General features: G+C 63.3%; 20 protein-coding genes. 11 read left to right on the top strand and 9 right to left on the bottom strand.

Going from position 1 to position 23,867, the window contains the following annotated elements; all coding sequences use genetic code 11:
• The 5 genes from AUL28_RS21080 (at position 1) to AUL28_RS21060 (ending at position 3,194) form a co-directional block, all read left to right on the top strand.
• Positions 1 to 1,389 carry a multicopper oxidase family protein gene (locus AUL28_RS21080; RefSeq protein ID WP_062236855.1) on the top strand — a complete coding sequence of 463 codons (1,389 nt, stop codon included), beginning with the start codon at positions 1 to 3 and terminating at the stop codon, positions 1,387 to 1,389.
• A 58-nt stretch (positions 1,390 to 1,447) separates the two neighbouring features.
• The gene (locus AUL28_RS21075; protein ID WP_062236852.1) at positions 1,448 to 1,924 is read left to right on the top strand and encodes a cupredoxin domain-containing protein; all 477 of its coding nucleotides are present in this window, start codon (positions 1,448 to 1,450) and stop codon (positions 1,922 to 1,924) included.
• A gap of 38 nt (positions 1,925 to 1,962) precedes the next feature.
• Positions 1,963 to 2,247, top strand: coding sequence for a copper-binding protein (locus AUL28_RS21070; protein WP_062236730.1), 285 nt, complete (start codon positions 1,963 to 1,965; stop codon positions 2,245 to 2,247).
• Between the two features lie 99 nt (positions 2,248 to 2,346).
• Positions 2,347 to 2,670, top strand: a complete 324-nt coding sequence (locus tag AUL28_RS21065) for a hypothetical protein (protein ID WP_062236727.1) — start codon at positions 2,347 to 2,349, stop codon at positions 2,668 to 2,670.
• Between the two features lie 149 nt (positions 2,671 to 2,819).
• On the top strand, positions 2,820 to 3,194 hold the full coding sequence (locus AUL28_RS21060; RefSeq protein ID WP_062236724.1) for a hypothetical protein: 375 nt from the start codon (positions 2,820 to 2,822) through the stop codon (positions 3,192 to 3,194).
• A 454-nt stretch (positions 3,195 to 3,648) separates the two neighbouring features.
• Here the strand turns inward: AUL28_RS21060 and AUL28_RS21050 are convergent, their stop codons facing one another.
• From AUL28_RS21050 to AUL28_RS21040, 3 genes are all read right to left on the bottom strand, one after another.
• Positions 3,649 to 6,534 carry a Tn3 family transposase gene (locus AUL28_RS21050; protein WP_058599640.1) on the bottom strand — a complete coding sequence of 962 codons (2,886 nt, stop codon included), beginning with the start codon at positions 6,532 to 6,534 and terminating at the stop codon, positions 3,649 to 3,651.
• A gap of 254 nt (positions 6,535 to 6,788) precedes the next feature.
• Positions 6,789 to 7,808: an isopenicillin N synthase family dioxygenase gene (locus AUL28_RS21045; RefSeq protein WP_058599641.1), complete on the bottom strand. Its 1,020-nt coding sequence runs from the start codon at positions 7,806 to 7,808 to the stop codon at positions 6,789 to 6,791.
• A 298-nt stretch (positions 7,809 to 8,106) separates the two neighbouring features.
• Positions 8,107 to 9,246: a cobalamin-independent methionine synthase II family protein gene (locus tag AUL28_RS21040; protein WP_192843510.1), complete on the bottom strand. Its 1,140-nt coding sequence runs from the start codon at positions 9,244 to 9,246 to the stop codon at positions 8,107 to 8,109.
• 203 nt (positions 9,247 to 9,449) lie between these two features.
• Here AUL28_RS21040 and AUL28_RS21035 point away from each other — a divergent pair, with 203 nt between their 5' ends.
• Positions 9,450 to 10,220, top strand: coding sequence for an HAD family hydrolase (locus AUL28_RS21035; protein ID WP_058599642.1), 771 nt, complete (start codon positions 9,450 to 9,452; stop codon positions 10,218 to 10,220).
• On the opposite strand, the gene AUL28_RS21030 is transcribed toward AUL28_RS21035, so the two are convergent.
• From AUL28_RS21030 to AUL28_RS21010, 5 genes are all read right to left on the bottom strand, one after another.
• Positions 10,186 to 11,019 (bottom strand): MurR/RpiR family transcriptional regulator, encoded by an 834-nt coding sequence (locus AUL28_RS21030; protein ID WP_058599643.1) that lies wholly within the window; start codon positions 11,017 to 11,019, stop codon positions 10,186 to 10,188. The two genes, AUL28_RS21035 and AUL28_RS21030, sit on opposite strands and share 35 nt — an antisense overlap.
• A 149-nt stretch (positions 11,020 to 11,168) precedes the next feature.
• Complete coding sequence (locus AUL28_RS21025) at positions 11,169 to 12,434, bottom strand: ABC transporter substrate-binding protein (protein ID WP_058599644.1); 1,266 nt, start codon at positions 12,432 to 12,434, stop codon at positions 11,169 to 11,171.
• Between the two features lie 34 nt (positions 12,435 to 12,468).
• Positions 12,469 to 13,287 carry a carbohydrate ABC transporter permease gene (locus tag AUL28_RS21020; RefSeq protein ID WP_192843509.1) on the bottom strand — a complete coding sequence of 273 codons (819 nt, stop codon included), beginning with the start codon at positions 13,285 to 13,287 and terminating at the stop codon, positions 12,469 to 12,471.
• Between the two features lie 12 nt (positions 13,288 to 13,299).
• Complete coding sequence (locus tag AUL28_RS21015; RefSeq protein WP_082640616.1) at positions 13,300 to 14,235, bottom strand: carbohydrate ABC transporter permease; 936 nt, start codon at positions 14,233 to 14,235, stop codon at positions 13,300 to 13,302.
• Entirely contained in the window at positions 14,232 to 15,386 is a 1,155-nt protein-coding gene (locus tag AUL28_RS21010; RefSeq protein ID WP_058599646.1) for an ABC transporter ATP-binding protein, read from the bottom strand. Before AUL28_RS21010 ends, AUL28_RS21015 begins: the two co-directional genes overlap by 4 nt.
• 196 nt (positions 15,387 to 15,582) lie before the next feature.
• Here AUL28_RS21010 and AUL28_RS21005 point away from each other — a divergent pair, with 196 nt between their 5' ends.
• A complete protein-coding gene (locus tag AUL28_RS21005; RefSeq protein WP_058599647.1) occupies positions 15,583 to 16,401 on the top strand; it encodes a phosphodiesterase in 819 nt (272 codons plus the stop codon).
• Positions 16,402 to 16,497: 96 nt separating this feature from the next.
• On the opposite strand, the gene AUL28_RS21000 is transcribed toward AUL28_RS21005, so the two are convergent.
• The gene (locus tag AUL28_RS21000; protein ID WP_058599648.1) at positions 16,498 to 17,112 is read right to left on the bottom strand and encodes a recombinase family protein; all 615 of its coding nucleotides are present in this window, start codon (positions 17,110 to 17,112) and stop codon (positions 16,498 to 16,500) included.
• Positions 17,113 to 17,760: 648 nt separating this feature from the next.
• On the opposite strand from AUL28_RS21000, the gene AUL28_RS20990 reads away from it, so the two are divergent.
• The 4 genes from AUL28_RS20990 (at position 17,761) to AUL28_RS20975 (ending at position 23,629) form a co-directional block, all read left to right on the top strand.
• Complete coding sequence (locus AUL28_RS20990; RefSeq protein WP_062236715.1) at positions 17,761 to 18,165, top strand: FixH family protein; 405 nt, start codon at positions 17,761 to 17,763, stop codon at positions 18,163 to 18,165.
• Complete coding sequence (locus AUL28_RS20985) at positions 18,165 to 19,670, top strand: efflux RND transporter periplasmic adaptor subunit (protein WP_306302771.1); 1,506 nt, start codon at positions 18,165 to 18,167, stop codon at positions 19,668 to 19,670. The genes AUL28_RS20990 and AUL28_RS20985 overlap by 1 nt, the downstream gene beginning before the upstream one ends.
• Positions 19,667 to 22,777, top strand: a complete 3,111-nt coding sequence (locus tag AUL28_RS20980) for an efflux RND transporter permease subunit (RefSeq protein WP_062236711.1) — start codon at positions 19,667 to 19,669, stop codon at positions 22,775 to 22,777. Before AUL28_RS20985 ends, AUL28_RS20980 begins: the two co-directional genes overlap by 4 nt.
• Positions 22,778 to 23,053: 276 nt before the next feature.
• A complete protein-coding gene (locus AUL28_RS20975) occupies positions 23,054 to 23,629 on the top strand; it encodes a recombinase family protein (protein ID WP_062236708.1) in 576 nt (191 codons plus the stop codon).
• The last annotated feature ends 238 nt before the right edge of the window (positions 23,630 to 23,867 follow it).

Raw genomic sequence — 23,867 nt, 5'->3', positions numbered from 1 at the left:
ATGGTTTCGAGAAGAGGCTTCATCGGTGCCGGCGCGGCGCTCGTGGGTGCCGCGGCCTGGTCGCGCACCTCCGCCATGGGCTTGCCCGAGGCGCCCGTCATGGACAGCGCGGCGACGCAGGTCCCGCCCGTGCCGTCGGAGGGACCGCACTACAACCCGGTCGTGACGCTCAATGGTTGGTCCCTGCCGTTCCGCATGAACAACGGCGTGAAGGAGTTCCACCTCGTCGCCGAGCCCGTCGAGCGCGAAATGGGCGAAGGGATGACCGCCTACCTCTGGGGCTACAACGGCCAGTCCCCGGGCCCGACGATCGAGTGCGTGGAGGGCGACCGCGTGCGCATCTTCGTCTCCAACAAGCTGCCCGAGCACACGAGCGTCCACTGGCACGGCATGATCCTGCCCTGCGGCATGGACGGCGTGGCGGGCCTGACGCAGCCGCCGATCCCGTCCGGCAAGACCTTCGTCTACGAGTTCGAGGCGAAGAAGAGCGGGACGTTCATGTACCACCCCCACGCGGACGAGATGGTCCAGATGGCGATGGGCATGATGGGCTTCTTCGTGATCCATCCCAAGGATCCGAACTTCATGCCCGTCGACCGGGACTTCGTGTTCCTGCTGTCGGCCTACGACATTGATCCCGGCACCTACGTCCCCCGGGTCATGGAGATGACCGACTTCAACCTGTGGGCCATCAACAGCCGCGTCTTCCCCGACGTGGCGCCGCTGGTCGTGCGCAAGGACGACCGGGTGCGCGTGCGCGTCGGCAACCTCACCATGACCAACCATCCGATCCACATGCACGGCTACGACTTCGAGGTGACCTGCACGGACGGCGGCTGGGTGCGCCCCGAGGCGCGCTGGCCGGAGGTCACGATCGACATCCCCGTCGGCGCGATGCGCGCCTACGAGTTCGACGCGGTCTACGAGGGCGACTGGGCGCTCCACTGCCATAAGTCGCACCACACGATGAACGCCATGGGCCACGAGATTCCAACCTTCATCGGCGTCGACAAGACGAAGGTCGCCAAGAAGATCCGCCAGGTGCAACCAGACTACATGCCGATGGGCACCAAGGGCATGGCCGACATGGCGGAGATGTCCATGCCGCTGCCGGACAACACCATCCCGATGATGACGGGCTGGGGCCAATTCGGCTCGCTCGAGATGGGCGGCATGTTCACCGTGGTGAAGGTGCGCGAGGGCATCGAGAAGGGATCCTACGAGGATCCCGGCGACTACGCGCACCCGCCTGGCACCGTCGCCTACGAATGGACGGGCGCGCTCCCCGAGGCACCCTCCGCACCCGCCGGCAGCGCCGACGGAAGCTCGCTCCGCCCCGCCGGGAAGACCGCCGCGGCGGCTGGCGCGGCAGACCATTCCGGCCACTGACTGCGGCCGCGAACCCACCAACCCCAATAAAGGAACGAACACCATGAAGTTCACGCACATGGCCTTCGCCGCGGCCGCCGCCGCGCTCGTCGGCTTCGCGTCCGCCCCGGCGTCGGCGTCGGGCAACCATGCGGGTGGCCACGACGAACTCGCCGTCGGCAAGGCCGCCGAGAAGGGTGCCAGCGCCCGTCCGGTGAGGGTCACCATGAAGGAGACCCCGGACGGCAAGATGTTGTTCCAGCCTGCGAAGATCCAAGTCCAGCAGGGAGAGACCATACGCTTCCAGTTCACGAACTCCGGCGAGAACGCCCACGAGTTCGTCATGGACGAGCCCGCCAAGAACGCCGAGCACAAGGCGCTGATGCAGAAGTTCCCAGAGATGGAGCATGACGATCCGAACGCGATCCGCCTCGAGCCGGGCGCCAAGGGCGAGATCGTATGGACCTTCTCCAAGGCCGGCAACTTCGAGTTCGCCTGCCTGATCCCCGGACACTACGAGGCGGGCATGCACGGCCCCCTTGTGGTCATGAAATGAACCGAACCCACGCATCCACGGAACGAGGAACCCAGCACATGAAGACGATCCGCTCCTTCGCGACCGCCGCACTCGTCGCGCTCGCCGCAGCCGCCCCCGCCGTCGCCGCCGAGTACGCCAAGGGCGAGGTCACCAAGGTCGACGAGAAGGCCAAGAAGGTCACGATCAAGCACGGGGAGCTGAAGGACCTCGAGATGCCCGCGATGACGATGGTCTTCGCGGTCCCCGACGAGGCCACCCTGAAGAAGCTGTCGGTCGGGAAGTCGGTCGAGTTCATGGCCGAGAAGGTCCGCGGCAAGCTGACCGTGACCGACGTCAAGTAGCGTCGGCCCGCACCCCGAGACCATGAAGGCCGGGAGCACCGCGCGCCGCGCGGACGCTCCCGGCACCCGATCGCTGTTGCCAGAGGAAAGGAGGCGCCCATGAGACTGTTCGGCATCGTGCTCGCCTGCCTGCTCGCCCTCGCGACGGCTGCGGGCGGACTCCTCGAACGCGGACACGCCATCTCGGCCGAGGCCCGGCCGCGCGACGGGCATGCACTGTCCGTAGCGGGCCACTCCAATCCCGGCGCGCCCCCGGGAGCGGAGCCGTCAATGCACTGCGGCGTTGCCTGCCCGAGCATCGTTCCCAGGCTCCCCGCGACGTCCGAGCGGATCGAATGGCACGCCTCGCCGTTTGTCGCGGCGGCGGCGTCGATCCCTGAGGGGTACATCCAGCCCGTGCCGCGGCGTCCCCCGCGGGCTTGAGCCGCCCGACAGGGTCCACTTCCATCCAACCCGCTCCGTTCCGCCGGAACACCCCCGAGCCGCGAAGCCGGGGACCGGGAACGTTCGCCCGAAAATCCCCGACCATCAATACGCCGGCCGCCGCGCGCCCGGCATCGAAGGAACACGACATGAATACCCTCTTCCTCACCGCCGTCCTTTCCCTCGCCACTGTCGCCGCCTCGGCCCAGTCGCTGGTCCCCGGGTCGGACATCTTCCTGGAACAGACCGAGGCGCAGGCGGTGCACGACACGGCGACCGACACCCACGTAGGCGCCACGCCGACCGCAACGAACCTGAAGCACTCGGCGTCCTCGTACGGCTTCCCCGCGGCCTCGTCCGTCAGCGGCACGCATGGCTTGGTGCCGGGCTCGCGAACGGACACCAGGGCGGTCGACACTCAGGCCGGGCTGTCCGTCCTCCAGGGCACCAGCCACGGCGAGATGGCCGAGACGGCCCTCGGCAAGCGCTCGCTCGTGCCGGGATCGGGCTACGGCAACCGCTGATCCCGCTCAGTTCGGGCCTGGCTCGCTGGGCCCGACCACCCCCGGTGCTGAGCTGACCGGATGTCCATTACGCCGACGGAATTTTCGTAGTCGGGCGCAGTTCACCCCTTCCGGCGTACTTTCCGTCCGGTCGTTTTCACAGTTGCAAGGGATCCCGTGACAACCTCTCATGTCGAGGACGGGACAATGGAAACAATTCCCCCAAAGTCCTACACGTGCTGCGCGCCGATGTGCGCGACATAGAGCGCACCCTCCGCCTGTACCTTTCCTACCGGCGCACGACATGGCATCACTGTCCCGTGAGCATAGTAGCCCGCTTCAAAATCTCCCTTACGACCTTGGTCGTCGCCGCATTTGCCCTGATGCCAATGGGCGAAGCCATGGCCTATGTTAGTGCGTCGACGACGGTTGCGGACATCCAGGGGTCGTTTGCGGGAGGGGGCGGAATCCTACGCTAAGGCTTTGGCCAGCGATATTCTCCGGTGAGATTGATGTGTTCCCATCCGAGCGGCGAGACATGGGCCAAGAGATCGGGCGATAGCAGCTTTCCATCGCGTTTGTGGTTGGCAACGACCTCGCCGAGCTTCATGGTGTTCCAGAAGATGATGATCGCGGCGAGCAGGTTCATGCCGGCGATCCGGTAATGCTGGCCTTCGGCGGAACGGTCGCGGATTTCGCCACGGCGATGGAAGCTGATTGCCCGCTTCAGCGCATGATGGGCTTCGCCCTTGTTGAGCCCGATCTGGGCGCGGCGTTGCAACTCGGCATCCAGAATCCAGTCGATCATGAACAGGGTTCGTTCGACACGGCCGACTTCCCGCAGGGCTGTCGCAAGTTCGTTCTGCCGAGGATAGGAGGCGAGTTTCCGCAGGATCTGGCTTGGCGCGATGCTTCCGGCGGCAATTGTGGCGGCGATCCGCAGGATGTCGGGCCAGTTGCGCTCGATCATGGCCTGGTTGATCTTTCCACCAATCAACGGCCTCAAATGCGCCGGCGCGTTCGACGGACTGAAGGCATAGAGTCGCCTGGACGGCAGATCGCGGATGCGTGGGGCGAAGCGGTAGCCGAGAATGGCGCACGCAGCAAAGACATGATCGGTGAAGCCGCCCGTGTCGGCAAACTGCTCCCGAATATGGCGACCGGCATCGTTCATTAGCAGGCCATCAAGGATATAGGGAGCTTCGCTTGCCGTTGCAGGGATCACCTGGGTCGCGAACGGCGCATATTGGTCCGAGACGTGACTATAGGCTTTCAGGCCCGGGGTATTGCCGTATTTCGCGTTGACCATATTCATGGCCTCACCTTGCTCTGTGGCGGCAAAGAACTGACCGTCGCTCGAAGCTGAGGTGCCCATGCCCCAGAACCGGGCCATAGGTAACGCCGTCTGCGCCTCGACCACCATGGCCAGCGCCCGATCATAGGCTTCGCCCTCGACATGCCACCTGGCAATGCGGATCAATTCCCAGAACGTGTGGGTGTTTGTCGCGTCAGCCATTTTGCGCAGGCCAAGGTTGACCCCCTCGGCAAGAATGACGTTCATCAGGCCGATCCGGTCGGCGCAGGGCGCTCCAGTGCGCAGATGCGTGAACGCTTCGGTGAAGCCGGTCGCTGCATCCACTTCCAACAAGAGATCAGTGATGCGTGTGGGCGGTATCTGCTTGTAGAGATCGAGCACCAGATCTTCGGCGCCGGTCGGCGCGGCGGCTTCGAGCTTATCGATATGCAGAACGCCATTTTCGATTGACCCGCCGGGAATCGTGCCTGCGCGAGCGGCACGGCCAAGCTCGCGCAACCGCATGTCGAGGCGAGCTTGCCGGTCTGCCAGCCATTCCTCCGGCCGCAATAGCACAGCGAGACGGCCGCCTTCCGCAACAGCTTGTGCCGGAATGAGTGCGTGTTTCAGATCGCCATAGCGCCGGGACCTGGCAAGCCAGACATCCCCGGAGCGGAACGCATCGCGCAGATGGAACAGCACCGCGATCTCCCATAGGCGGGTGTCGTCAGCCGTCTGGGCCCGAAGATGGCGATGCCATTTCGAGCTCGGCCGCAGGAAGCCAGTATGTGCGGCGTCGTTCAAACCGGCGCGCAGGGCCGTCACCGCTTCCAGAAGCGGCTGCGCGACTGGCGCAGCCCGCAAATCGAGCAGGCGCAACATACGCGGAGCGTATCGACGGAAGCGATGATATCCGTCGAGCACATGATTGAGCGGATCGTCAGTCATGGTGGCGGTTAGCCTGGCAGCCATCGCGACAAGGGTTTTGAAGCCGTCCCACCCTGATCCGGTTGCGATGACGGCGTCCAACGGCTGGCCGTCATCCTGCGCATCGACCAGGGCCCCGCCGATTTCGGCGAACGATTTCAGGGTGTCACGCACCGCGCTCGCTTCGTCCGCGACCTTTGCCTGGCAAATACGCTCCGAAGCACGGTAGAGACGGCCGACGATCCGGTCGTGGGTTTCGACCACGGCGTCGGCAAGCATCGCCTGCCATTCCGATACGCAGACGGCCAGAATCGCAAGCCGCCTGTCCTCCGGGAGATCGCGCATGCCGTCAGCATAGTACCGTTCGCCCTGCCTGCGCAGACGGGTCACCCGATGGGCAGGAACACCGGCAAGCAGATCCTCGGGAAGATCGACATGTTGCAGATATTCGAGCCGGTCGAGCAGCCGGTTGGCCGACGAAGAGTTCGAGCCGGGTTCAAACTGCCGCAGCCACACGAAGCGGGTCACCCGATCGTCAGCCGTCTCCTCGAGCAATGCCAGTAACTGTTCCCGGATCGGCACCGACAAGCGACTGGCGATCCTCGTCTCGATTTGCCGCTCGGCATCAACCAGAGCCGTGGCGCAGAGCCGCTCGATCGTGGATGTCGCGGGCAGGACGGTGCGGGTGCGTCGGCATTCAGCCACAAAGCGACGGCCAATGTCCTCGTTCGACACCGCCAGTTCGGCTTCCTGGAACAGCCAGTCCTTCAACTCACGCGCACCACCTCCGGAGAAAGTGCGGTATCCATAGATTGCCCGCAACTCGGCAAGGTGCTCGTGCCGCGTCTCCTCGCGGGCGGCATAGTCTACCAGATCATCGGCATGCAGACCGAGTTGAGCTCCGATAAATTCGACGACCTCAGCCGGTATCAGTTCGCCCGGGCCTAGCACCCGACCGGGATAGCGCAGAACGCACAATTGCAGGGCAAAGCCGAACCTGTTGTGAGCGCGTCGACGTTGCCTGATATGCCCGAGATCTTCATCGCTCAGCGTATAGTGTTTGAGCAAATCCGTCTGCGAGGTCGGCAGGCGCAACAGCACATCCTTCTGCCGACCGCTTAGGGTGACGCGCCGCGGCATTCATGCCCCTTCAGCAAAATTCGATGAATGACATGGGGAGAGATGCAATACCCCAGCTCTTTGAGTCAGAAGGACAAGCTAATTTCGGGCAATCATACCAATCGCTTGTGAATGGCCGCCCCTGGAGCCGACATCGACATCACAGAATGTCCGAGATGAGGACGAAAGCCGTGCGTTACTGACATCGAAACCCGACCGGCCGTTTTTACGCGGCCGCTCAGGTAAGCTGTGTCGGTTAGCTATTCGTCACAAAGTCAGGCGTTGACGTCGCTGTAATGTGCGCGTGCAACATGCGGGTGTGAACGAAGGCGCGCTTTTAGATGATTTGCACCGACATCATTCAGGATCGGATTTAGCGGATCAACCGTGACACCACGCTCGGCGTGCCTGATGTGCTCAGGCATATCAAACACGGGGATTTTTGCTCCATAGTAAGCGCCGAGGAAGAAAACGACCGAGTAGCGCTCCATCCCTTCTGGCGGAAGGGTCACGGCATGAACATCTGCGCGCACGAATCCATTTGTCACGAGCTCCAGCAGCTCACCGGTGTTAACGATGAAAGCCCCTGGGATCGGCGGTGCATCGATCCAATCTCCAGCTTCCGTTTTCACTTTCAGGCCCGGAACTTCGTCGTTCAGAAGGATGGTGACGAGGCCACCGTCCTTGTGAGCGCCGACGCCCTGCTCGGAGGTGGTTTGATCCTTGCCCGGATATCGAAGAATTTTGAGATGTTGGGCGGGATGTGGATCGAATATCGGAGCAAAAGCGTCAGGGCTCTGACCGAGCGCGACCGCAATGGCGCCAAGCACGTCCTTGGCGACGTGCGTTACTTCCGCCTGATACTCGAGAATCACGTTCTTCAATTCCGGCAACGCTTCGGGCCATTGATTGGGACCAATGACGCGTTTCCACAGAGGGTCGCTTTCTGAAAGCGCGACTGGCTCGCCCTCAGTGTCGAAATCGACCTGCTCCCGCCAGTCCCGCTTGCCGCCGGTCAGCTCGAAGCCAGCGCGGTTATAGCCCCTGAAACGGGGTGTTTTGACCATCTCAATGGCAAGCTTATCCTTTTCGGGCAGGGCAAAGAATGTTTTCGAGACCTCGAGAATGCGTTGGGTGGTCTCTTGGCTGACGCCGTGTCCAACGAGGTAGAAGAAGCCGTAGTCGTGCAGGATCTCGCGGAGCGACAGTATGAAAGTTTCGCGTTCAGCCGCGTCACCATGAAAACGCGAGATGTCAACCATAGGCAAAGAGATGGGGAGAGTGTCAGAAGGCATAGTTTTCCTAATGTGTTGGTTCGAACTTGTGTTGGGTAGTGGCAACAAGCAGCCGACAGTGCCGTCGCCTGCCGTCAGCGACATGGGTGCCATCCGGCTACGGACCCGCCCCTGCCTTGCGTACGGCCGGGCATAATGTGCAGGTGTGATGCGCATCCAGGGCTCCCCACTGAGGCCGATGTCAATCAGCCTCATGTGAAAGCAACAGCGCACTGCCCAACACCTGGGAGCTCGGTTGGGTCGGTCGCTATGCACCGCCTCACGTGTCAAATTTTTGCTCGAGGGGCGCCCAAACGCTTCAAGACCAAAGCTCTTTGGTCGCGAGCGCCGCCCCATCGGTAAGTGCCTTGAGTTTCAGCCAGGCGATTTTGGGATCGACAGGCAGGAAGTTCGCGAAAGTGGCGAATCCACAATCGGTTCCGGCTATGACACGCTCGCGACCGACAATGTTGGCGAACCGGACGATCCGTTCAGCAACAAGCTCAGGGTGTTCGACATAATTGGTGCAGGTGTCGATGACACCGGGCACAAGCACCTTGTCTTGCGGAATGGTCACCTCTTCAAACACGCGCCATTCATGGGCGTGGCGTGGGTTGGCTCCCTCGAAGAGAAGAGCCTGGGCGCGAAGGCCAAATATGAGATCGACGATGTCGGTCAGGGGGACGTCGTGATTATGCGGCCCTTCATAATTGCCCCAGCAAAGATGGACCCGAAGCCGGTCGGCGGGAATATTACGGGTGGCATGATTGATTATCTCAACCCGTTTGGCCACCTGCTTCCGGAATTCCCCGACTTCGAGCACCTTATGGCCGACATGCCGTCCCATCGCGAGATCCGGGGAGTCAATCTGAAGCAGAAAGCCGGCTTGGTGAATGGCCTCAAGTTCCGAGCGCATTCCTTCAGCGAGCGCTTCGATATACGCGTCTTCGCTGGGATAGAACTGGTTTTCCAGGAATATGGAGATGACGCCGGGCGACGCGGCACTGATGAAAGCGTCGGAAGCGGATACTTTCTGCGTGGCGGCTTTAAGATTGCTAATATCCTCGTTGACCGCGTCTTCCCCCCTGTAGCTGATCGGGCCAGTACAAGCAGGCATCGCTACATCGAGGCCCTTCAGGGCATGCGCCGCGAACTCCGGAACATCGTGCAGGTCAGCGATTGCGATACCTGAACCGCTGCCGTCAAATCCGCTTAGACGGTCTTTGACGTAGGTCGCATAGCCGATCTTGTTCGTCTCACCGTCGCTTACAATGTCGATGCCGACCTCTGCCTGTTTCCGGACGATTTCGATGACGGCGTCTCGAATATCCGCGGACAAATTCTCGTCGCCTGCTTGCTCTTCTCCGCGGTCTTTCCGTGTCAGGGCCTCCGCAAGCCAAGTTGGTCGTGGCAAACTGCCGGTGTGGGTGGTGAGAATCCTGTCCAAGCTCTGCTGCATTTCTTGCTCCCTTTGCTGGATGTTCAACGATCCACTGCCTTGCTAGGGGCACGCTAGCTCCGCTTCGTGACACAGAAATGAAAATTTCTCACTCTAATTGGGTATTGACTTGAGCGAATCGCAAATACCGCGCATCAATGATCGTGGAAACGGCGTTCCGCGAGAGCCGTGCATTGTTCATCAGAGGCTTGGGATAATTTCACATGAGGCTGACATCCAATTGCCGACCCACGATTGATGTCGCGGCCGTCGTTGAGACCGGAGCCGACGCTTTGCTCTTAGATCTCGATGGTACGCTGACCATCGGCGAGCATGCAGTCTGTGGCGCGGACCGCCTGCTTGCAAGCTATGCGGACCGCTTCGCCGTAATCACCAACAACTCCAGCGATCTGCCCGAAACAATTGCGCAGCGCCTCGCCGAATGCGGCCTTTCAGTTCCGGCATCGCGTATCTTCACGGCAGGAATGGCAATGATAGAGGCTCTCGCCGAACGGCAAGCGCCGACCTTGGCGCTCGTCTCGTCGGTCATGCGTGCCCGCGCTTTGGAGCGCGGTGTGCTCCTCGTCGATAAGCACGCTCACACCGTGGCGATCGGTCGTGATGCAGCGTTCGACTACCCCATGCTAACAAATGCGGCCAATGAGGTACGCTACGGTGCGCGACTTGTCGCGTCCAATCTCGACAACAACCATCCTGGCTCGTCCGGGACCATCGTGCCAGAGACCGGCGCGCTCGTTGCTGCCATTCTCGCCGCGGCAGGATCTCAGGACGTGGAGGTCATCGGCAAGCCATCGGTTCGCTTGGCTGAACTTGCCCTTGATGCGCTCGGATGCTCGGCCGCACGCTCGGTGGTCGTGGGTGATAATCCCGCCACCGATGGAGCGCTTGCGGCCTCGATTGGCTCTGCTTTCGTGCCCGTTATGGTGCGAACCGTCGACGTCAGAAGCGCTTCTCGGAGAGCACGCGTGCGCTGAGCTGTAGCTTTTCGGCTGAATGCTCGGGATTTCCAAGCGCGCAGCAGGACACCAGAGTGTCGATGATGGCGAGTTGCGCCACACGGCTCGACATGGCCTCCGGCCGATAGCGGGTCTCGTTCGCGACCGTATGGAGAACAACGTCGCAATGACGTGCGAGGGGCGATTTGCCGAGACGCGTGATGCCGATCGTCTTAGCGCCAGCTTCCTGTGCGAGACGGGTCGCTAGAACCGTTTCAACTGTGCTGCCGGAATGAGAAACGGTGATCGCGGCCACCTCGCTGGATGCCATCGCTGCGGTAACGGCCTGGACGTGTGAGTCGACGATTGCTCTGGCATCCAGCCCAAGCTGGAGCAAACGGTATCCGAGATCCTGAGCGATGGGTGCCGACGAACCGATTCCATAGACCTCGATGCGGCGGGCGTTCTGCAAGATCGCGATGGCGCGTTCCAGCGCTTCAGGCGAAAGGAGCTTGCGCGTCTCGGCGAGCGAGGCGGCATGTGCGCTGAAGATGCGCTCGCCGACGCGCGTGAAGTCGTCCGTTTCCTCAAGGTCTTCCTGGATGAAGCGAACCGGCTCGACGAGGTCGCGCGCCAGCAGGATCTTCAGGTCCTGAAAACCTCCGGCGCCGACGCGGCGGCACAGGCCGACAACGCTGCCCTCGCTCGCGCCGGTTTGCTCCGCGAGTTCGGTGATCGACATGCGGATCACGTCCTCAGCGTTAGCCTCGATATAGGAGGCGATCCGCCGGGCGGTTGGAGGAAGATCGTCCCGCGAATGCCGAATGCGGGCGAGCATGCCATTCTGGGCAATTTTAGGAGTCACGGGAGGGGGGTGTTGCTCTGATCTGGACATAGCGGATGTTAGCGGGCTCAGCGAGTCATAGCAAAGATATGGGCAGCGGAACGCATCCCGCTGCCCTTGCGACGGACAATGCGAAGATAAGGCTACTTTTTATCCACGCTGACCAGCGTTTCCACTTCATGCGCCGCCTGCTTGATTCCCTCTTCCGGGCTAACTTGCCCGGCAACGATCGCCTGAAGGCTGTCGCGGATCACATCGATGCTCTTCAATGTGTTTTGCCCCGGAAATGCATACCACGTGAAAATATACGGGATTTGTTCGACGGAGATCTTGAAGTTTGGGTTCTCCTCGTAGAACGACGCCAGCCGTTTTGTGCCCTCCTCGTGCATGGGCATATAGCCTGAACCAGGGACCATGATTGCGGTGCCGATCGGCCCTGCGGCGAACATGGCGTATTCGTAGGCAGCCTTGGCCTCCTCCGGATCATCGGTGATGATCATAGCGGCATTACCGCCTGAAGGCAGGCGCCGCTCGCCGGTCGAGCTTTCTGGCCAGAAGGCGGTGCGGATGTCGAAGTTCGCTTTATCCTGAACGCCGGCGAGCCAAGCCGTTGACGAGAAGTAGAACCCGACCTGGCCGGCGATGAAGGATTGCTCGCCTTGCGCGCGGGTCCAGTTCTCCATCACTCCCTCGTCCACGAAGGAGCGCAGAAGCCTGACTGCCCGCAGGCCCGGCTCTTCATCGAACGTCACCTCGGTCTCGGCCTCGTTCATCATCGACCCGCCTTCTGAATACACGAGGACCTGGAAGTCCCAATTGCCGGTGATGAGATAGTCATAAAATAGACCAGTCGTACCCGGAACGGCGGCCTCGATCGCCTTGGCGGCTTCGATGACTTCGGGCCATGTGGTCGGCGGGGCGGAGGGGTCGAGCCCAGCCTTTTCGAAGAGATCGGCGTTGAAGTACATGATCGGCGTAGAGATGGCGAACGGAATTGCCATCTGCTTCTCATCGAAGCGACCGAGCTCCATCATGGTCGGGTAGTAGCCGCCTTCCTTCCATCGCGGATCCTCGGCGACGAAGGCGCTGAGATCATGGGCCTGACCCGCGTCAACAAACTGGCGAATTTGGTTGACGCCCTGGAACGTTAAAGTCGGGGCGTTGCTCTGCGGGATGCCAGAAAGCGTCCGCTGAACAAGTTGCTCGTAGTCGGGCTGCGGAGCTTCGAGCGTCACCTTGATGTTCGGGAACTCCTTGTTAAACTCGGCGATGATCTGCTCGTGGATCGGCCGGAAGATGGCGCCGTATGCGTGCGCTACGGTGATCTCCACCTCCTGCGCCATGGCGGCTGGAACGAGAGCGCCGAGCCCGATCGCGGCGCCGGCGAGAAGTCTGATCAAATGCATCATGCTTGGTGCTCCATATCATCGATGAAATGCGGGCTCATCCTTTGAGGCCCGAAAGCGTGACGCCTTCCACGAAGCGCCTGCGGGCGATCAGGAAGGCGATGACGAGTGGCATCACGACAAGGGTGGCGGTCGCCATCATGGGGCCAACCTCATTGCCGCCTTCGTTGGAGGCGAATATCGAGATGCCGAGCGGCGGTGTGGCGCGCTCAATCGAGGTGACGACGAGCAGCGGCCAAAAGAAGTCGTTCCAATGGGTGACGACTGAGAAGATGCCGAAGGCCGCAAGAGCGGGAAGCACCTGCGGCACGACGACGAACCACAGGGTGTAGGCTTCCGACGCGCCGTCCATGCGAGCGGCATCAATAAGTTCCTGAGGAACGGTCCTGAAGCTCTGGCGCAGCAGGAAGATGCCGAATGCGCTGCTGGCGAACGGGATGATCAGCGCTGCATAGGTGTCGAGAAGCCGGGCTTCGGCCAGCATCATGTAGACCGGGATCGCGGTCACTTGGGGCGGGATGAGCAGGACCGCCAGGACCGTGGACATGATGAGGCCGCGGATGCGGAAGTTCTTGCGGGCAAGGACGTAGGCGGCGGGTATGATCGTTAGATATTGCAGGACCAGGATGCCTAGCGTGACGATCACGCCGTTGATGACGAACGTGCCGGCATAGCCGACGGTCCAGGCCTCGACATAGTTCGCGAAATCCCATTCCCGGGGCAGGAAGGCGATGTCGGGTGTGTAGATCTCGTTCTCAGGCTTCAGCGACAGGCTCAGCATCCAGGCGAAGGGCAAGAGCATCACGAGGCCGCCGGCGCCGAGGGCCAGATTGATGACGAGGTTCTTTATGCGCATGGCCGTCACCCCTCAGCCGTAATGGACGCGCCGATCGAAGACGCGCATCTGGTAGAGGGTGAGAGCGAGCATTACGAGGAAGAACAGCGTTGCGATCGCCGCCGCGATTCCGGTCCGGAAATAGATGAAGCCTTCCTGATAGAGCGTATGCAGGACGATCTCGCTCGCTCCATTGGGTCCGCCCTCGGTCAGGACACGCACAACGTCGAAGATCTGTAGTGACTTGATGATGGTGATGATCAGGACGAACAAGGCCGTCGGTCCAAGCATGGGCCAGGTGACATGCACGAACCGATCGAGGCCGGTGCGGGCGCCGTCCATCTCCGCCGCCTCGTAAAGGTGGCGCGGAATGGCAAGCAGGCCCGCCAGGAAGAGGACCATGTAGTAGCCGACGAGCTGCCACATGGAGATGAAGCCGATCGTATAGAGAACCAGATCGGGATCGTTCAGCCAGTTGATGGGCTCCAGACCGAGCTGACGCAGCGCCCACGCGACCATGCCGACCTGCGGATGCAGCACCCACTGCCAGACGATCGCCATGGCGATCAGTGTCGAAGTAACCGGGAGGAAGTAGACCGTCTGCCAAAACGAGGCGAGGCGCGCCTGCGAATGGATCGCAAGCGCCAGCAGCAGCGCCATAAAAAACGAGCTGGGAATGACGAAGAGGTTCAGCTTCAGCGTATTCCAAAGCGTCCCGGCGAAATGGCTGGAAGCCAGAAGCGTTCGGTAATTGTCGAGGCCGACGAAGGACAGCGAGCGCGCACCGAGCCGCCAATCGGTGAAAGACAGCGCGATCGTCGCGAAGGTCGGTAGGATGAAGAAGACGAGAAGGACCGCCACCGCCGGGATTAGATAAGCGGGGTTCGCGATTATAGGCGTGCGTTCGAAGCCTTGATCGGTTCGAGAAGCATCGGCGGCGATTGAGCCTGGCTCGGTGATCGCGCTCATGCCGCAGCCCTCATTCGTTCGCCGCGCCGGCGTGATCCGGCTGCATCGAACAGCAACGCGCTGTTCCAATCAGGCCGCACTGCGATCTCATGGCCGGGAGAGAGGCCCGCAGCCTGTGCAGGCTGCACCCGGACGCAGATGTCTTCCCCGCCCAGCGACATATGCAGAATTGCTTCGTTGCCGAGATGCTCGACAATGTGGATGTGGCCACGCAGCGCGTGTGGGTGATCCACCGGACACAGATGTAGCGCCTCGGCTCGCAGCCCGACACGCAGAGCCCCCTTTCGCGGTGCCGGCGCACCATCGAGCTCGCCCGGCATGTCGCGGATCGGTTGCCCGCCGAGGAATGCATTCCTGTCCTCGATGCGAAGGTCGAGGACATTGATCTTGGGCAGGCCAATGAACTCGGCCACGAAGAGGTTGGCCGGGTCGTTGTAGAGTTCGAGCGGAGGGCCGACCTGCTGAAGGCATCCTTCATTCATAAGCACGATCCGGTCGGACATCGTCATCGCCTCGCCCTGGTCGTGCGTAACGTAGAGGAACGTGACGCCGAGCCGGCGATGCAGGTCGATGATCTCGGCCCGGGTCGTCGCGCGCAGCTTGGCGTCGAGGTTCGACAGCGGCTCGTCCATTAGAAATAGCTTGGGCTGACGCACCATGGCTCGTGCCAGCGCGACGCGCTGGCGCTGTCCGCCTGAAAGCTCGGCCGGCTTGCGTCGGGCCAAATGGTCGATCCCAAGCATCCGACAGACTGGATCAACACGCGCGGCGATTTGGTCGTCGACGAGGCGCCGGCCGGGAGCAAGACGCCTCAGCCAGGGCAGGCGCATGATCATCGGTTCCTGCATCAACAGGGGGAAGGCGACGTTCTCGAGAACGGTCTTGTGCGGATAGAGCGCGTAGTTCTGAAAGACCATAGCGATATTGCGCTCGCTCGGGGGCAGATGCTGGATGGACTTGCCTCCCATGCCGATCTCCCCCGCCGTGGCGGTCTCGAGGCCCGCGATCATGCGGAGGAGCGTGGATTTTCCGCATCCGGACGGACCCAGCAGGCTGATGAACTCGCCGCCGGCGATATCCAGCGAAACGTCACGCACCGCCTCGAATGAATGAAAACGCTTACAGACACCTTTGAGGCTTATAGACGTCATTCGAATTCCTTCCGGTCGCGAGCTTCAGATCGGCTCGCGCACGGCAGGGGAGTAGCAGCGTCAGATGACAGATGTGTGTAAGTCTCATTTGTTGTGAGTCTCGCATTAAAATTTTCTCATCGTGATGTCGCAGTTCTGCTATTCGAACCGGCTACCGGCTATGCATGCTGTGCTGAGAGGAAAGGAATTCACACTGATGAAGATCGTTCAGATTACCGACCTGCATCTCGGACCTCCCGGCGAACGCGTGTTTGGCCTCGATCCGTGGATGCGTCTCGAAGCCTGCATCGCGAACGTCAACCTGAACCATGCGGATGCGGATCTTGTGGTGTTCACCGGAGACCTCGCGCATAACGGCGAGGAAGCCGCCTATGTAGAGTTGAGGATGCGCCTACAAGAACTTAAGGCGCCCTTCCGCCTGCTAATCGGCAACCACGACGATCGTGCGACCTTCCGTCGGATTTTCCCTCAGGCGCCGGTCGATGATGCCGGCTTCGTTCAATCAAGAATTCAGACCGCCGCGGGAAACCTGATTTTTCTCGACACGAATGAACCGGGCACTCATGCGGGTCGTCTCTGCGCCGCGCGTCGGACATGGCTCGAGGACGCGCTCGGTGCCAATCCGGGGCCAGCATTCCTGTTCATGCATCATCCCCCGCTGAGCCTGCACCTTGCGCCAATGGACGCAATCAGGCTACGAGATGCCGAGGCCCTCGGCGAAATTCTTTCCCGTCATGGGGAGGTGCGACACATCTTCTTCGGACATGTGCATCGACCGATCGCAGGAAACTGGCGGGGCATCCCGTTCTCCTGTCTGCGTGGCACGAATCACCAGGTCTGGCTGGACTTCACGGCAGAAAGCGAAATTCCGTGCAGCCTCGAGCCACCGGCCTACGCTGTCGCATTCATTCAGCCGGAGCAGGTGGTCGTTCACACACATGACTTTCTCGACGCGAGCCCGAAATACGCTTACGATCCTGATCTGTCATCGGATGAACAGGTCAAACTGGTTTAGGCACCCAACTAATGGCTCGTAGTCACTTGGCGAGGTTGCTTGCCGTGTCGCCTACTTGCGATGAGCGATAATTCTGCACTTGGTATGAGCGACGGTTTAAGCCACGGCGGCGGTTAACTTCAGGTCCGCTTTCAGCAATACCGCTTGACGGCCCAAGGTCCGATAGACCGTCGGCCGGGAAATCGAAAACACCTCGGCAAGATCGCTGACCGAGTATTCGCCGGTATCGTACATGCGGAGCAGCTCTTTTTGCTGGCGATCGGAGAGCTTCGGCTTCTTTCCGCGTAGCTTTCCCCTGGAACGTGCGAGCGCCATGCCCTCGCGCGTTCGCATCCGGATCAGGTCGGCCTCGAACTCGGCGAAAGTCGCAAGGATATTAAAGAACAGCCTACCCATCGGATCGGACGGATCATGAATGCTGGCGCCGATCTGCAACCTCACCCCCCGAGAGGCAAGGTCATCCCCGATCTCGCGTGCGTCAGGGACGGAACGTGCAAGCCGGTCGAGCTTGGACACGACAAACGTATCGCCACTGCGTGCGGCGGCCAGCGCTTGGTTCAGACCGGGCCTTGCTCGGTTTGAGCCGGTAAAACCGTAATCTGTGTAGATGCGATCAGCCGCAACCCCGAGTTTCTGCAGAGCTTCCATTTGCGCTGCGAGATCCTGTTTGTCGGTTGAGCAGCGGGCGTAACCGATGAGTATGTTCATCATCTTAGAATCTGTAACGTAAGAGGCCCCTTCAACGCAAGAAATATAGTACCATTCAAATGAGACAACCGACTTCCGGCTAAACTGAGCCTTTCGGGCCCATCGAAATGTGACGGAACAATCGTCCGTTGAACGACCCTCATTCGGACAGGAGGTTGGGACAGATCGCACAGGCTTTGCGCTTAGCGTAGGATTCCGCCCCCTCCCGCAAACGACCCCATCCAGTCCGAGCGGATCGCCGTCGCGGACATGGACGGAACCGGGGACATGGCCGGCATGGACGGCATGTCGGCCGAGGCCGGAATGCCCTGCTGCCCCGACGACCCGGCCCCGTCAAGGGACGGTTGCGGCAAGTCGGCCTGCCCGACGATGGCGGCCTGCGCCTCCCAGTGCATCCCCGCGGGCCCCGCTTCGGCGCCGGGCCTCGGGTCGCCCCGGACGTCTGAGCCGTTGTTCGGCCCGCCGGGCGTCCGCAGGCTTGTCTCGCTCGCCCGCGCGCCGCCGCCCCGACCTCCCAGAACCTGATCGACCGGTCGGCGCCGTGGCGCCGTTCGAGCGGTGCGGAGCGATCCGTGCCGATGCTGACGCATGGCGTTTCGCCATCCCGCCGCAGGCAGCGCCGCGGACGGGGATCGATCGGGAATTGGACACATGAAGAAGACCAGTATGCGTGTCGCCGCGGCGGCCGTCGCGACCCTCCTGTCGCTCGGCGCCGGGACCTCCGCCATCGCGGCGATGACCGACTACGAGTTCCAGCTCGTCGACGCGAAGGTGAAATCGGGGAAGGACGCCGTCGTGGCCGTGCGCCTCGTCGACCGGAGGACGGGAAAGACCGTTCCCGACGCCGTCGTCTTCGAGACCCGCGCCGACATGGCGCCGGACGGCATGGAGACCATGACGACGCCCATCGAGGCGCTCCCCTCGGACGAGCCCGGCGTCTACCGCTTCAGGGTCGCCCTCGTCATGGACGGCGGCTGGCGCATCTCCCTCGGGGCGAAGGTCCAGGGCGAGGAAGGCACCCTCAGGGACGAAGTCGTCCTCCAGGCGGCCGAGTGATGCGGACGGCCATCGTCGGCCTCGCCCTCGTCGCCGTCGCGGCGGGGACAGGAGGCTACCGGGCGGGACAGGCCGGGCTGACGGCCGCCCGGCTCGGGGAGGCGCTCGGCCTGTCGGGGACGCCGCCGGTCGCGGCCGAACGCGCGGAGGCGGCGGGGATGCCCACCGCGGCGCCCGTCGGCGCGGCATCGCCGGAGCGCGTCCTCTACTGGCGCGATCCCGACGGCAAGCCGACCTACTCGGCCGGGCCGCGGAAGACGGCGGACGGGCGCGACTTCGTGCCCGTCCGCGACGATGGGGCGGCACCGGGCGCCATGACGGCAAGCGCCGGACCGGACGCATCCGCAGGCGGGGCGCCGCAGCGGAGCGACGCGGCCCCGGCCAAGCGGATCCTCTACTACCGCAACCCGATGGGCCTTCCCGACACCTCGCCCGTGCCGAAGAAGGACTCCATGGGGATGGACTACATCCCGGTCTACGACGGTCCGGAGGAGGAGGCCGGCGTCGTCGCGATCACGCCTGGCCGCCTCCAGAGGACGGGCGTCCGGTCGGAGCAGGTGTCCCGCCGGGTCGTCGGCCGACCCCTGCGCGTGCCGGGCGTCGTGAGGCTCGACGAGCGCATGGTCTCCGTCGTGACGACGCGGACGGATGCCTTCGTCGAGGAGGTCTCCGACGTCACCACGGGTTCGTCCGTCAGGAAGGGGCAGCCGCTGGTGCGCCTCTACTCGCCGGAGGTGGCCGCTGCCGGCGCGCAGTACGTGATCGAGCTGAGGAGCGGCGGCGCCGCGGGGTCGGGCGGCGCCGGCCTGAAGCTTCGCAACCTCGGCGTCCCGAAGGAGGAGATCCGCGGGATCGAGAGGACGGGCAAGGTCCCGACATCTATGACCTGGACGGCCCCGCGCGACGGCATCGTCCTCGAGCGGTCGGCCGTCGACGGCATGATGACAGAAGCGGGGAACGTCCTTTTCCGCCTCGGAGATGTCTCGCGGGTTTGGGTCGTCGCCGACGTGCCCGAGCGCGAGGTCGGAAACCTGCGGCTCGGCGCCGCCGCGCGGGCCACGTTCCGCGGCCTGCCGGGTCGGACGTTCGAGGGCCGGGTCGACCTCGTCTACCCGCAGGTCTCGCCCGAGACGCGGACGGTGAAGGTGCGCGTCGGGGTGGACAACCCGGAAGGCCTCCTCCTTCCCGACATGTACGCCGACGTCGGGATCGACACCGGGGCCGGCGAGGCTGTGGTCGCCGTCCCAAACGACGCCGTCGTCGACACGGGATCGAGCCAGGTCGTCATCCTCGACCGGGGCGAGGGTCGCTTCGAGCCGCGACCCGTCACGGTGGGCGTCCGAGGGACGGACCTGACGGAGATCGCAGCGGGCGTCCGCGAGGGCGACCGGGTGGTGACGGGGGCGAACTTCCTGATCGACGCGGAAAGCAACATCCGGGCGGCTCTGTCGGCCCTCGGCGCGCAGGGGCAGGCACTTGTCCCGACGGCGGAGGCGAAACCATGATCGCCCGCGTCATCGCCTGGTCGGCGAGGAACCTTGTCCTCGTCCTCGTCGGCACGCTGTTCGCCGTGGCGGGAGGCGTCCACGCCCTGATGACGCTGCCGCTTGACGCGATCCCCGACCTCTCCGACGTGCAGGTCATCGTCTACACAGAATATCCCGGCCAGGCCCCGCAGGTCGTCGAGGACCAGGTCACCTACCCCCTGACGACGGCGATGCTGACGGTGCCGAAGTCCAAGGTCGTGCGCGGCTTCTCGTTCTTCGGGGTGTCGTTCGTCTACGTCGTGTTCGAGGACGGCACCGACCCCTACTTCGCCCGCAGCCGCGTGCTCGAGTTCCTGAACGCGGCCGGACGCCGGCTCCCGCCCGGCGTGACCCCGACGCTCGGGCCCGACGCGACGGGCGTCGGCTGGGTCTACCAGTACGCGGTGGTGGCCAAGGACCGGACGCTCGCCGAGCTCCGGTCCCTCCAAGACTGGGTCGTGCGCTTCGCCGCCTCCGACGCGGACGGGGTGGCGGAGGTCGCGAGCGTCGGCGGCTTCGTGAAGCAGTATTCCATCGTCGTCGACCCGAACCGCATGCGCAGCCAGGGTGTGACGCTCGACATGCTGAAGGAGGCGGTCGGCGCCAGCAACATGGACGTCGGCGGCCGGACGGTGGAGATGTCCGAGTTCGAGTACATGGTGCGAGGGCGGGGCTACCTGCGCGGCACGCAGGACATCGAAAGCGTCGTCCTCATGAGTCCCGGCGGCGTGCCCCTGCGGCTCTCGGACGTCGCGAGGGTGGAGACGACCGCCGACGAGCGCCGCGGCATCACGGAACTGGACGGCGAGGGCGAGGTCGCGAGCGGCATCGTCATGCAGCGCTTTGGCTCCAACGCCCTCGACGTGATCGAGGACGTGAAGGCGAAGCTCTCCGCCATCCTGCCGAGCCTGCCCGCGGGGACGCAGATCGTTCCCGTCTACGACCGCTCGCAGCTCATCGGCCGCGCCATCGAGACCCTGAAGGGGACCCTCCTCGAGGAGAGCCTCATCGTCGCGCTCGTCTGCGTGGTGTTCCTCCTCCACCTCAGGAGCGCGCTCGTCGCCATCCTCATGCTGCCCGTCGGCATCCTGATGGCCTTCGGCGCGATGAAGCTGGCGGGGCTGGGCTCCAACATCATGAGTCTGGGCGGCATCGCCATCGCGGTCGGCGCGATGATCGACGCCGCGATCGTGATGATCGAGAACGCCCACAAGCACCTCGAGCGGGCACCGCCCGGCAAGCCGAGGGTCGAGATCCTCGTCGAGGCCGCTAGCGAGGTCGGTCCCGCCCTGTTCTTCAGCCTCCTCGTGATCACCGTCTCCTTCCTGCCGATCTTCACGCTGGAGTCGCAGGAGGGCCGCCTGTTCGGGCCGCTCGCCTTCACCAAGACGTTCGCCATGGCGGCGGCCGCCTTCCTGTCGGTGACGCTCGTCCCGGCGCTGATGGTCGTCTTCGTGCGCGGGCGCATCGTGCCCGAGCACCGCAACCCCGTGAACCGCTTCCTGATCCGGGCCTACCGCCCGGTCATCGGCGGCGTCCTGCGGGCGAAGACCCTGACCATCCTCCTCGCCCTGGTCGCGCTCGGCGTGACGGTCTGGCCGGCTCGCCAGATCGGCTCGGAGTTCATGCCGAACCTCAACGAGGGAACGCTGATGTACATGCCGACGACGCTGCCCGGCCTGTCGGTGACCAAGGCCGCCGAGCTCCTCCAGACTCAGGACCGCATCATCAAGTCGTTCCCGGAGGTTGCCTCGGTCTACGGCAAGGCCGGGCGCGCCCTCAGCGCGACGGACCCGGCGCCGACGGAGATGTTCGAGACGCTGATCAACCTGAAGCCGGAGGAGGAGTGGCGGCCGGGCGTCACGCTCGACAGCCTCAAACAGGAGATGGACAAGGCGCTTCAGTTTCCCGGCGTGTCGAACGCCTGGACGATGCCGATCCGTGCCCGCATCGACATGCTCTCGACAGGCATCCGCACGCCCGTCGGGGTGAAGGTGTTTGGCACCGACCTCGCGGGCATGGAGGCGGTCGCCAAGGACATCGAGCGGGTCCTCAAGGGCGTGCCGGGAACGTCGAGCGCATACGCGGAACGGGTGGTCGGGGGCTACTTCCTCGACATCGTGCCGGACCGCGAGGCCCTCGGCCGGTACGGGCTGTCCGTCCGCGACGTCCAGGAGACGATCGGCATGGCGCTCGGTGCGGAGACGGTGACGACGACCGTCGAGGGACGGGAGCGGTACGCCGTCGTGGTGCGCTACCCGCGGGACCTGAGGTCAGACCCCGACGCCGTCGCGAGGGACGTGCAGGTCGCGCTTCCCGGCGGCGGGACGGTCCCGCTCGGCGAGGTCGCGAAGGTCGAACTGACGAGGGGCGCGACCTCGATCCGGACGGAGAGCGGGCAGCTCGCGATCTACGTCTTCGTCGACATCGCGGGCCGTGACCTCGGCGGCTACGTCGCCGAGGCGCGGGAGGCGGTGGCACGGGAGGTGACGTTCTCGCCCGGCTACCACGTCGCCTGGAGCGGGCAGTACGAGTACCTCCAGCGCGCCGAGGCGAAGCTGAGGGTCGTCGTGCCCGTCACGCTGCTCCTGATCTTCCTCCTCCTCTACCTGAACTTCCGGTCGATGACGGAGACGCTCATCGTCATGCTGTCCCTGCCGTTCGCGGTGGTCGGCGGCGTGTGGCTGATGTGGTGGCTCGATTTCGACATGTCCGTCGCGGTGGCGGTCGGCTTCATCGCCCTGTCGGGCGTCGCGGCGGAGACGGGCGTGATCATGCTGATCTACCTCCAGCACGCCGTGGAGGAGGTCCGGCAGCGGCGCGTGGCCGAAGGCAGGCCGTTCGACCGCGGGGCGCTGCGGGAGGCCATCATGATCGGGGCGGTGGAGCGGGTGAGGCCGAAGATGATGACGGTGGTCGCGATCATGGCGGGCCTCCTCCCGATCCTGTGGAGCAACGGGGCGGGCTCCGAGCTGATGCAGAGGATTGCCGTTCCCATGATCGGCGGGATGGTCTCGTCGACGGTCCTAACGCTCGTCGTCATTCCGGCAGTGTTCTCGGCGGTGAAGGGTTGGAAGTTAGGCTAGGGCAAAAGACGACGAAATGTCCAAGACCATCGATCAGATGCGTCAGTGCGTTTCTGCCGCCACTTCGCCGTAACGCCGCCTCCACCGGTGCAAGTTACGGCATCCTTTGAGGGGCTCTTACGCGCGCTCAGTGTTTCGAAGCCTACGCCGAAAGTGTCGCAGAAACGGTCGTTTCTGCGACATCCGTTCAGGCATTCGATGAAGTACTGTATACTCGGCGTTGGGCATGCCGCATATCTGTGTTGCATAATCATCGTCGCTTTGCGATGATTGATCATGAGTTCTACGACAAAATTTGGTTACGCTCGCGTATCCACCGACGATCAACGTCTCGATTTGCAACGTGACGCACTGCGCGCTGCCGGATGCTCTCGCATTTTCGAGGATAAGGTATCCGGTTCGCGTGTCAGTCGTCCCGGTCTCGACCTCGCTCTTTCCCATTTGCGCTCCGGCGACACCCTCGTCATCTGGCGGCTCGATCGTTTGGGGCGAACCACTCATCAGCTTGTCGGTCTCCTCGAGCAGTTCGAGCGTGACGACATTAAGCTCCAGTCGCTGCAGGACGGCATCGACCCGTCCACCGCACTCGGGCGTGCCATGCTCCAGATCGGGGCGGTCTTTGCCGAGATGGAGCGCAACCTCATTCGGGAGCGAACCAAGGCGGGCCTGTCGGCCGCGCGCGCCCGCGGGCGGCTGGGGGGACGCAGACCCAAACTCGATGCCGATGCGATCGACACTGCGCGTCGACTGATGAAGGATCCCGATCTCACCATGGGCGAGATCGCCGAAAGGCTGAAGGTGGACCGCGCAACGCTCTACCGAGCATTAGGGCGGCATCAGCAGAAAGGTTGAGTGAAGGTTACGATTGTCGCGATGCTCGCCTGCCAGAACGTTAGCAACCGGACCCCTGCCCGCCATGCCAATCGAACCGAAGCTCCAAGGCATTTATCCCATAGACTGGCGGTAACTCTCCGCGTCGATCCGCTTCCGCCGCGCTAAAGGCGCGTGCGAGTCCTGAGGGCGTCCGGATGGGCGGCTTGTGTGCGTTCTGGCTGATGGTCGTTGGTTCGACGAGTCGCGAGGGCAATGG

Source organism: Aureimonas sp. N4, from assembly GCF_001463925.1.
GTDB lineage: Bacteria > Pseudomonadota > Alphaproteobacteria > Rhizobiales > Rhizobiaceae > Aureimonas > Aureimonas ureilytica_A.
This window is presented reverse-complemented; position numbering and strand designations above follow the sequence as displayed.

Coding starts and splice junctions, on each gene's coding strand:
- AUL28_RS21015 (WP_082640616.1), bottom strand. CDS start 14,235: ATGAGCGCGATCACCGAGCCAGGCTCAATCGCCGCCGATGCTTCTCGA.
- AUL28_RS21080 (WP_062236855.1), top strand. CDS start 1: ATGGTTTCGAGAAGAGGCTTCATCGGTGCCGGCGCGGCGCTCGTGGGT.
- AUL28_RS21025 (WP_058599644.1), bottom strand. CDS start 12,434: ATGATGCATTTGATCAGACTTCTCGCCGGCGCCGCGATCGGGCTCGGC.
- AUL28_RS21035 (WP_058599642.1), top strand. CDS start 9,450: ATGAGGCTGACATCCAATTGCCGACCCACGATTGATGTCGCGGCCGTC.
- AUL28_RS21005 (WP_058599647.1), top strand. CDS start 15,583: ATGAAGATCGTTCAGATTACCGACCTGCATCTCGGACCTCCCGGCGAA.
- AUL28_RS21020 (WP_192843509.1), bottom strand. CDS start 13,287: ATGCGCATAAAGAACCTCGTCATCAATCTGGCCCTCGGCGCCGGCGGC.
- AUL28_RS21075 (WP_062236852.1), top strand. CDS start 1,448: ATGGCCTTCGCCGCGGCCGCCGCCGCGCTCGTCGGCTTCGCGTCCGCC.
- AUL28_RS21040 (WP_192843510.1), bottom strand. CDS start 9,246: ATGCAGCAGAGCTTGGACAGGATTCTCACCACCCACACCGGCAGTTTG.
- AUL28_RS21000 (WP_058599648.1), bottom strand. CDS start 17,112: ATGATGAACATACTCATCGGTTACGCCCGCTGCTCAACCGACAAACAG.
- AUL28_RS20990 (WP_062236715.1), top strand. CDS start 17,761: ATGAAGAAGACCAGTATGCGTGTCGCCGCGGCGGCCGTCGCGACCCTC.
- AUL28_RS20985 (WP_306302771.1), top strand. CDS start 18,165: ATGCGGACGGCCATCGTCGGCCTCGCCCTCGTCGCCGTCGCGGCGGGG.
- AUL28_RS21030 (WP_058599643.1), bottom strand. CDS start 11,019: ATGCTCGCCCGCATTCGGCATTCGCGGGACGATCTTCCTCCAACCGCC.
- AUL28_RS20980 (WP_062236711.1), top strand. CDS start 19,667: ATGATCGCCCGCGTCATCGCCTGGTCGGCGAGGAACCTTGTCCTCGTC.
- AUL28_RS21045 (WP_058599641.1), bottom strand. CDS start 7,808: ATGCCTTCTGACACTCTCCCCATCTCTTTGCCTATGGTTGACATCTCG.
- AUL28_RS21070 (WP_062236730.1), top strand. CDS start 1,963: ATGAAGACGATCCGCTCCTTCGCGACCGCCGCACTCGTCGCGCTCGCC.
- AUL28_RS21065 (WP_062236727.1), top strand. CDS start 2,347: ATGAGACTGTTCGGCATCGTGCTCGCCTGCCTGCTCGCCCTCGCGACG.
- AUL28_RS21050 (WP_058599640.1), bottom strand. CDS start 6,534: ATGCCGCGGCGCGTCACCCTAAGCGGTCGGCAGAAGGATGTGCTGTTG.
- AUL28_RS20975 (WP_062236708.1), top strand. CDS start 23,054: ATGAGTTCTACGACAAAATTTGGTTACGCTCGCGTATCCACCGACGAT.
- AUL28_RS21060 (WP_062236724.1), top strand. CDS start 2,820: ATGAATACCCTCTTCCTCACCGCCGTCCTTTCCCTCGCCACTGTCGCC.
- AUL28_RS21010 (WP_058599646.1), bottom strand. CDS start 15,386: ATGACGTCTATAAGCCTCAAAGGTGTCTGTAAGCGTTTTCATTCATTC.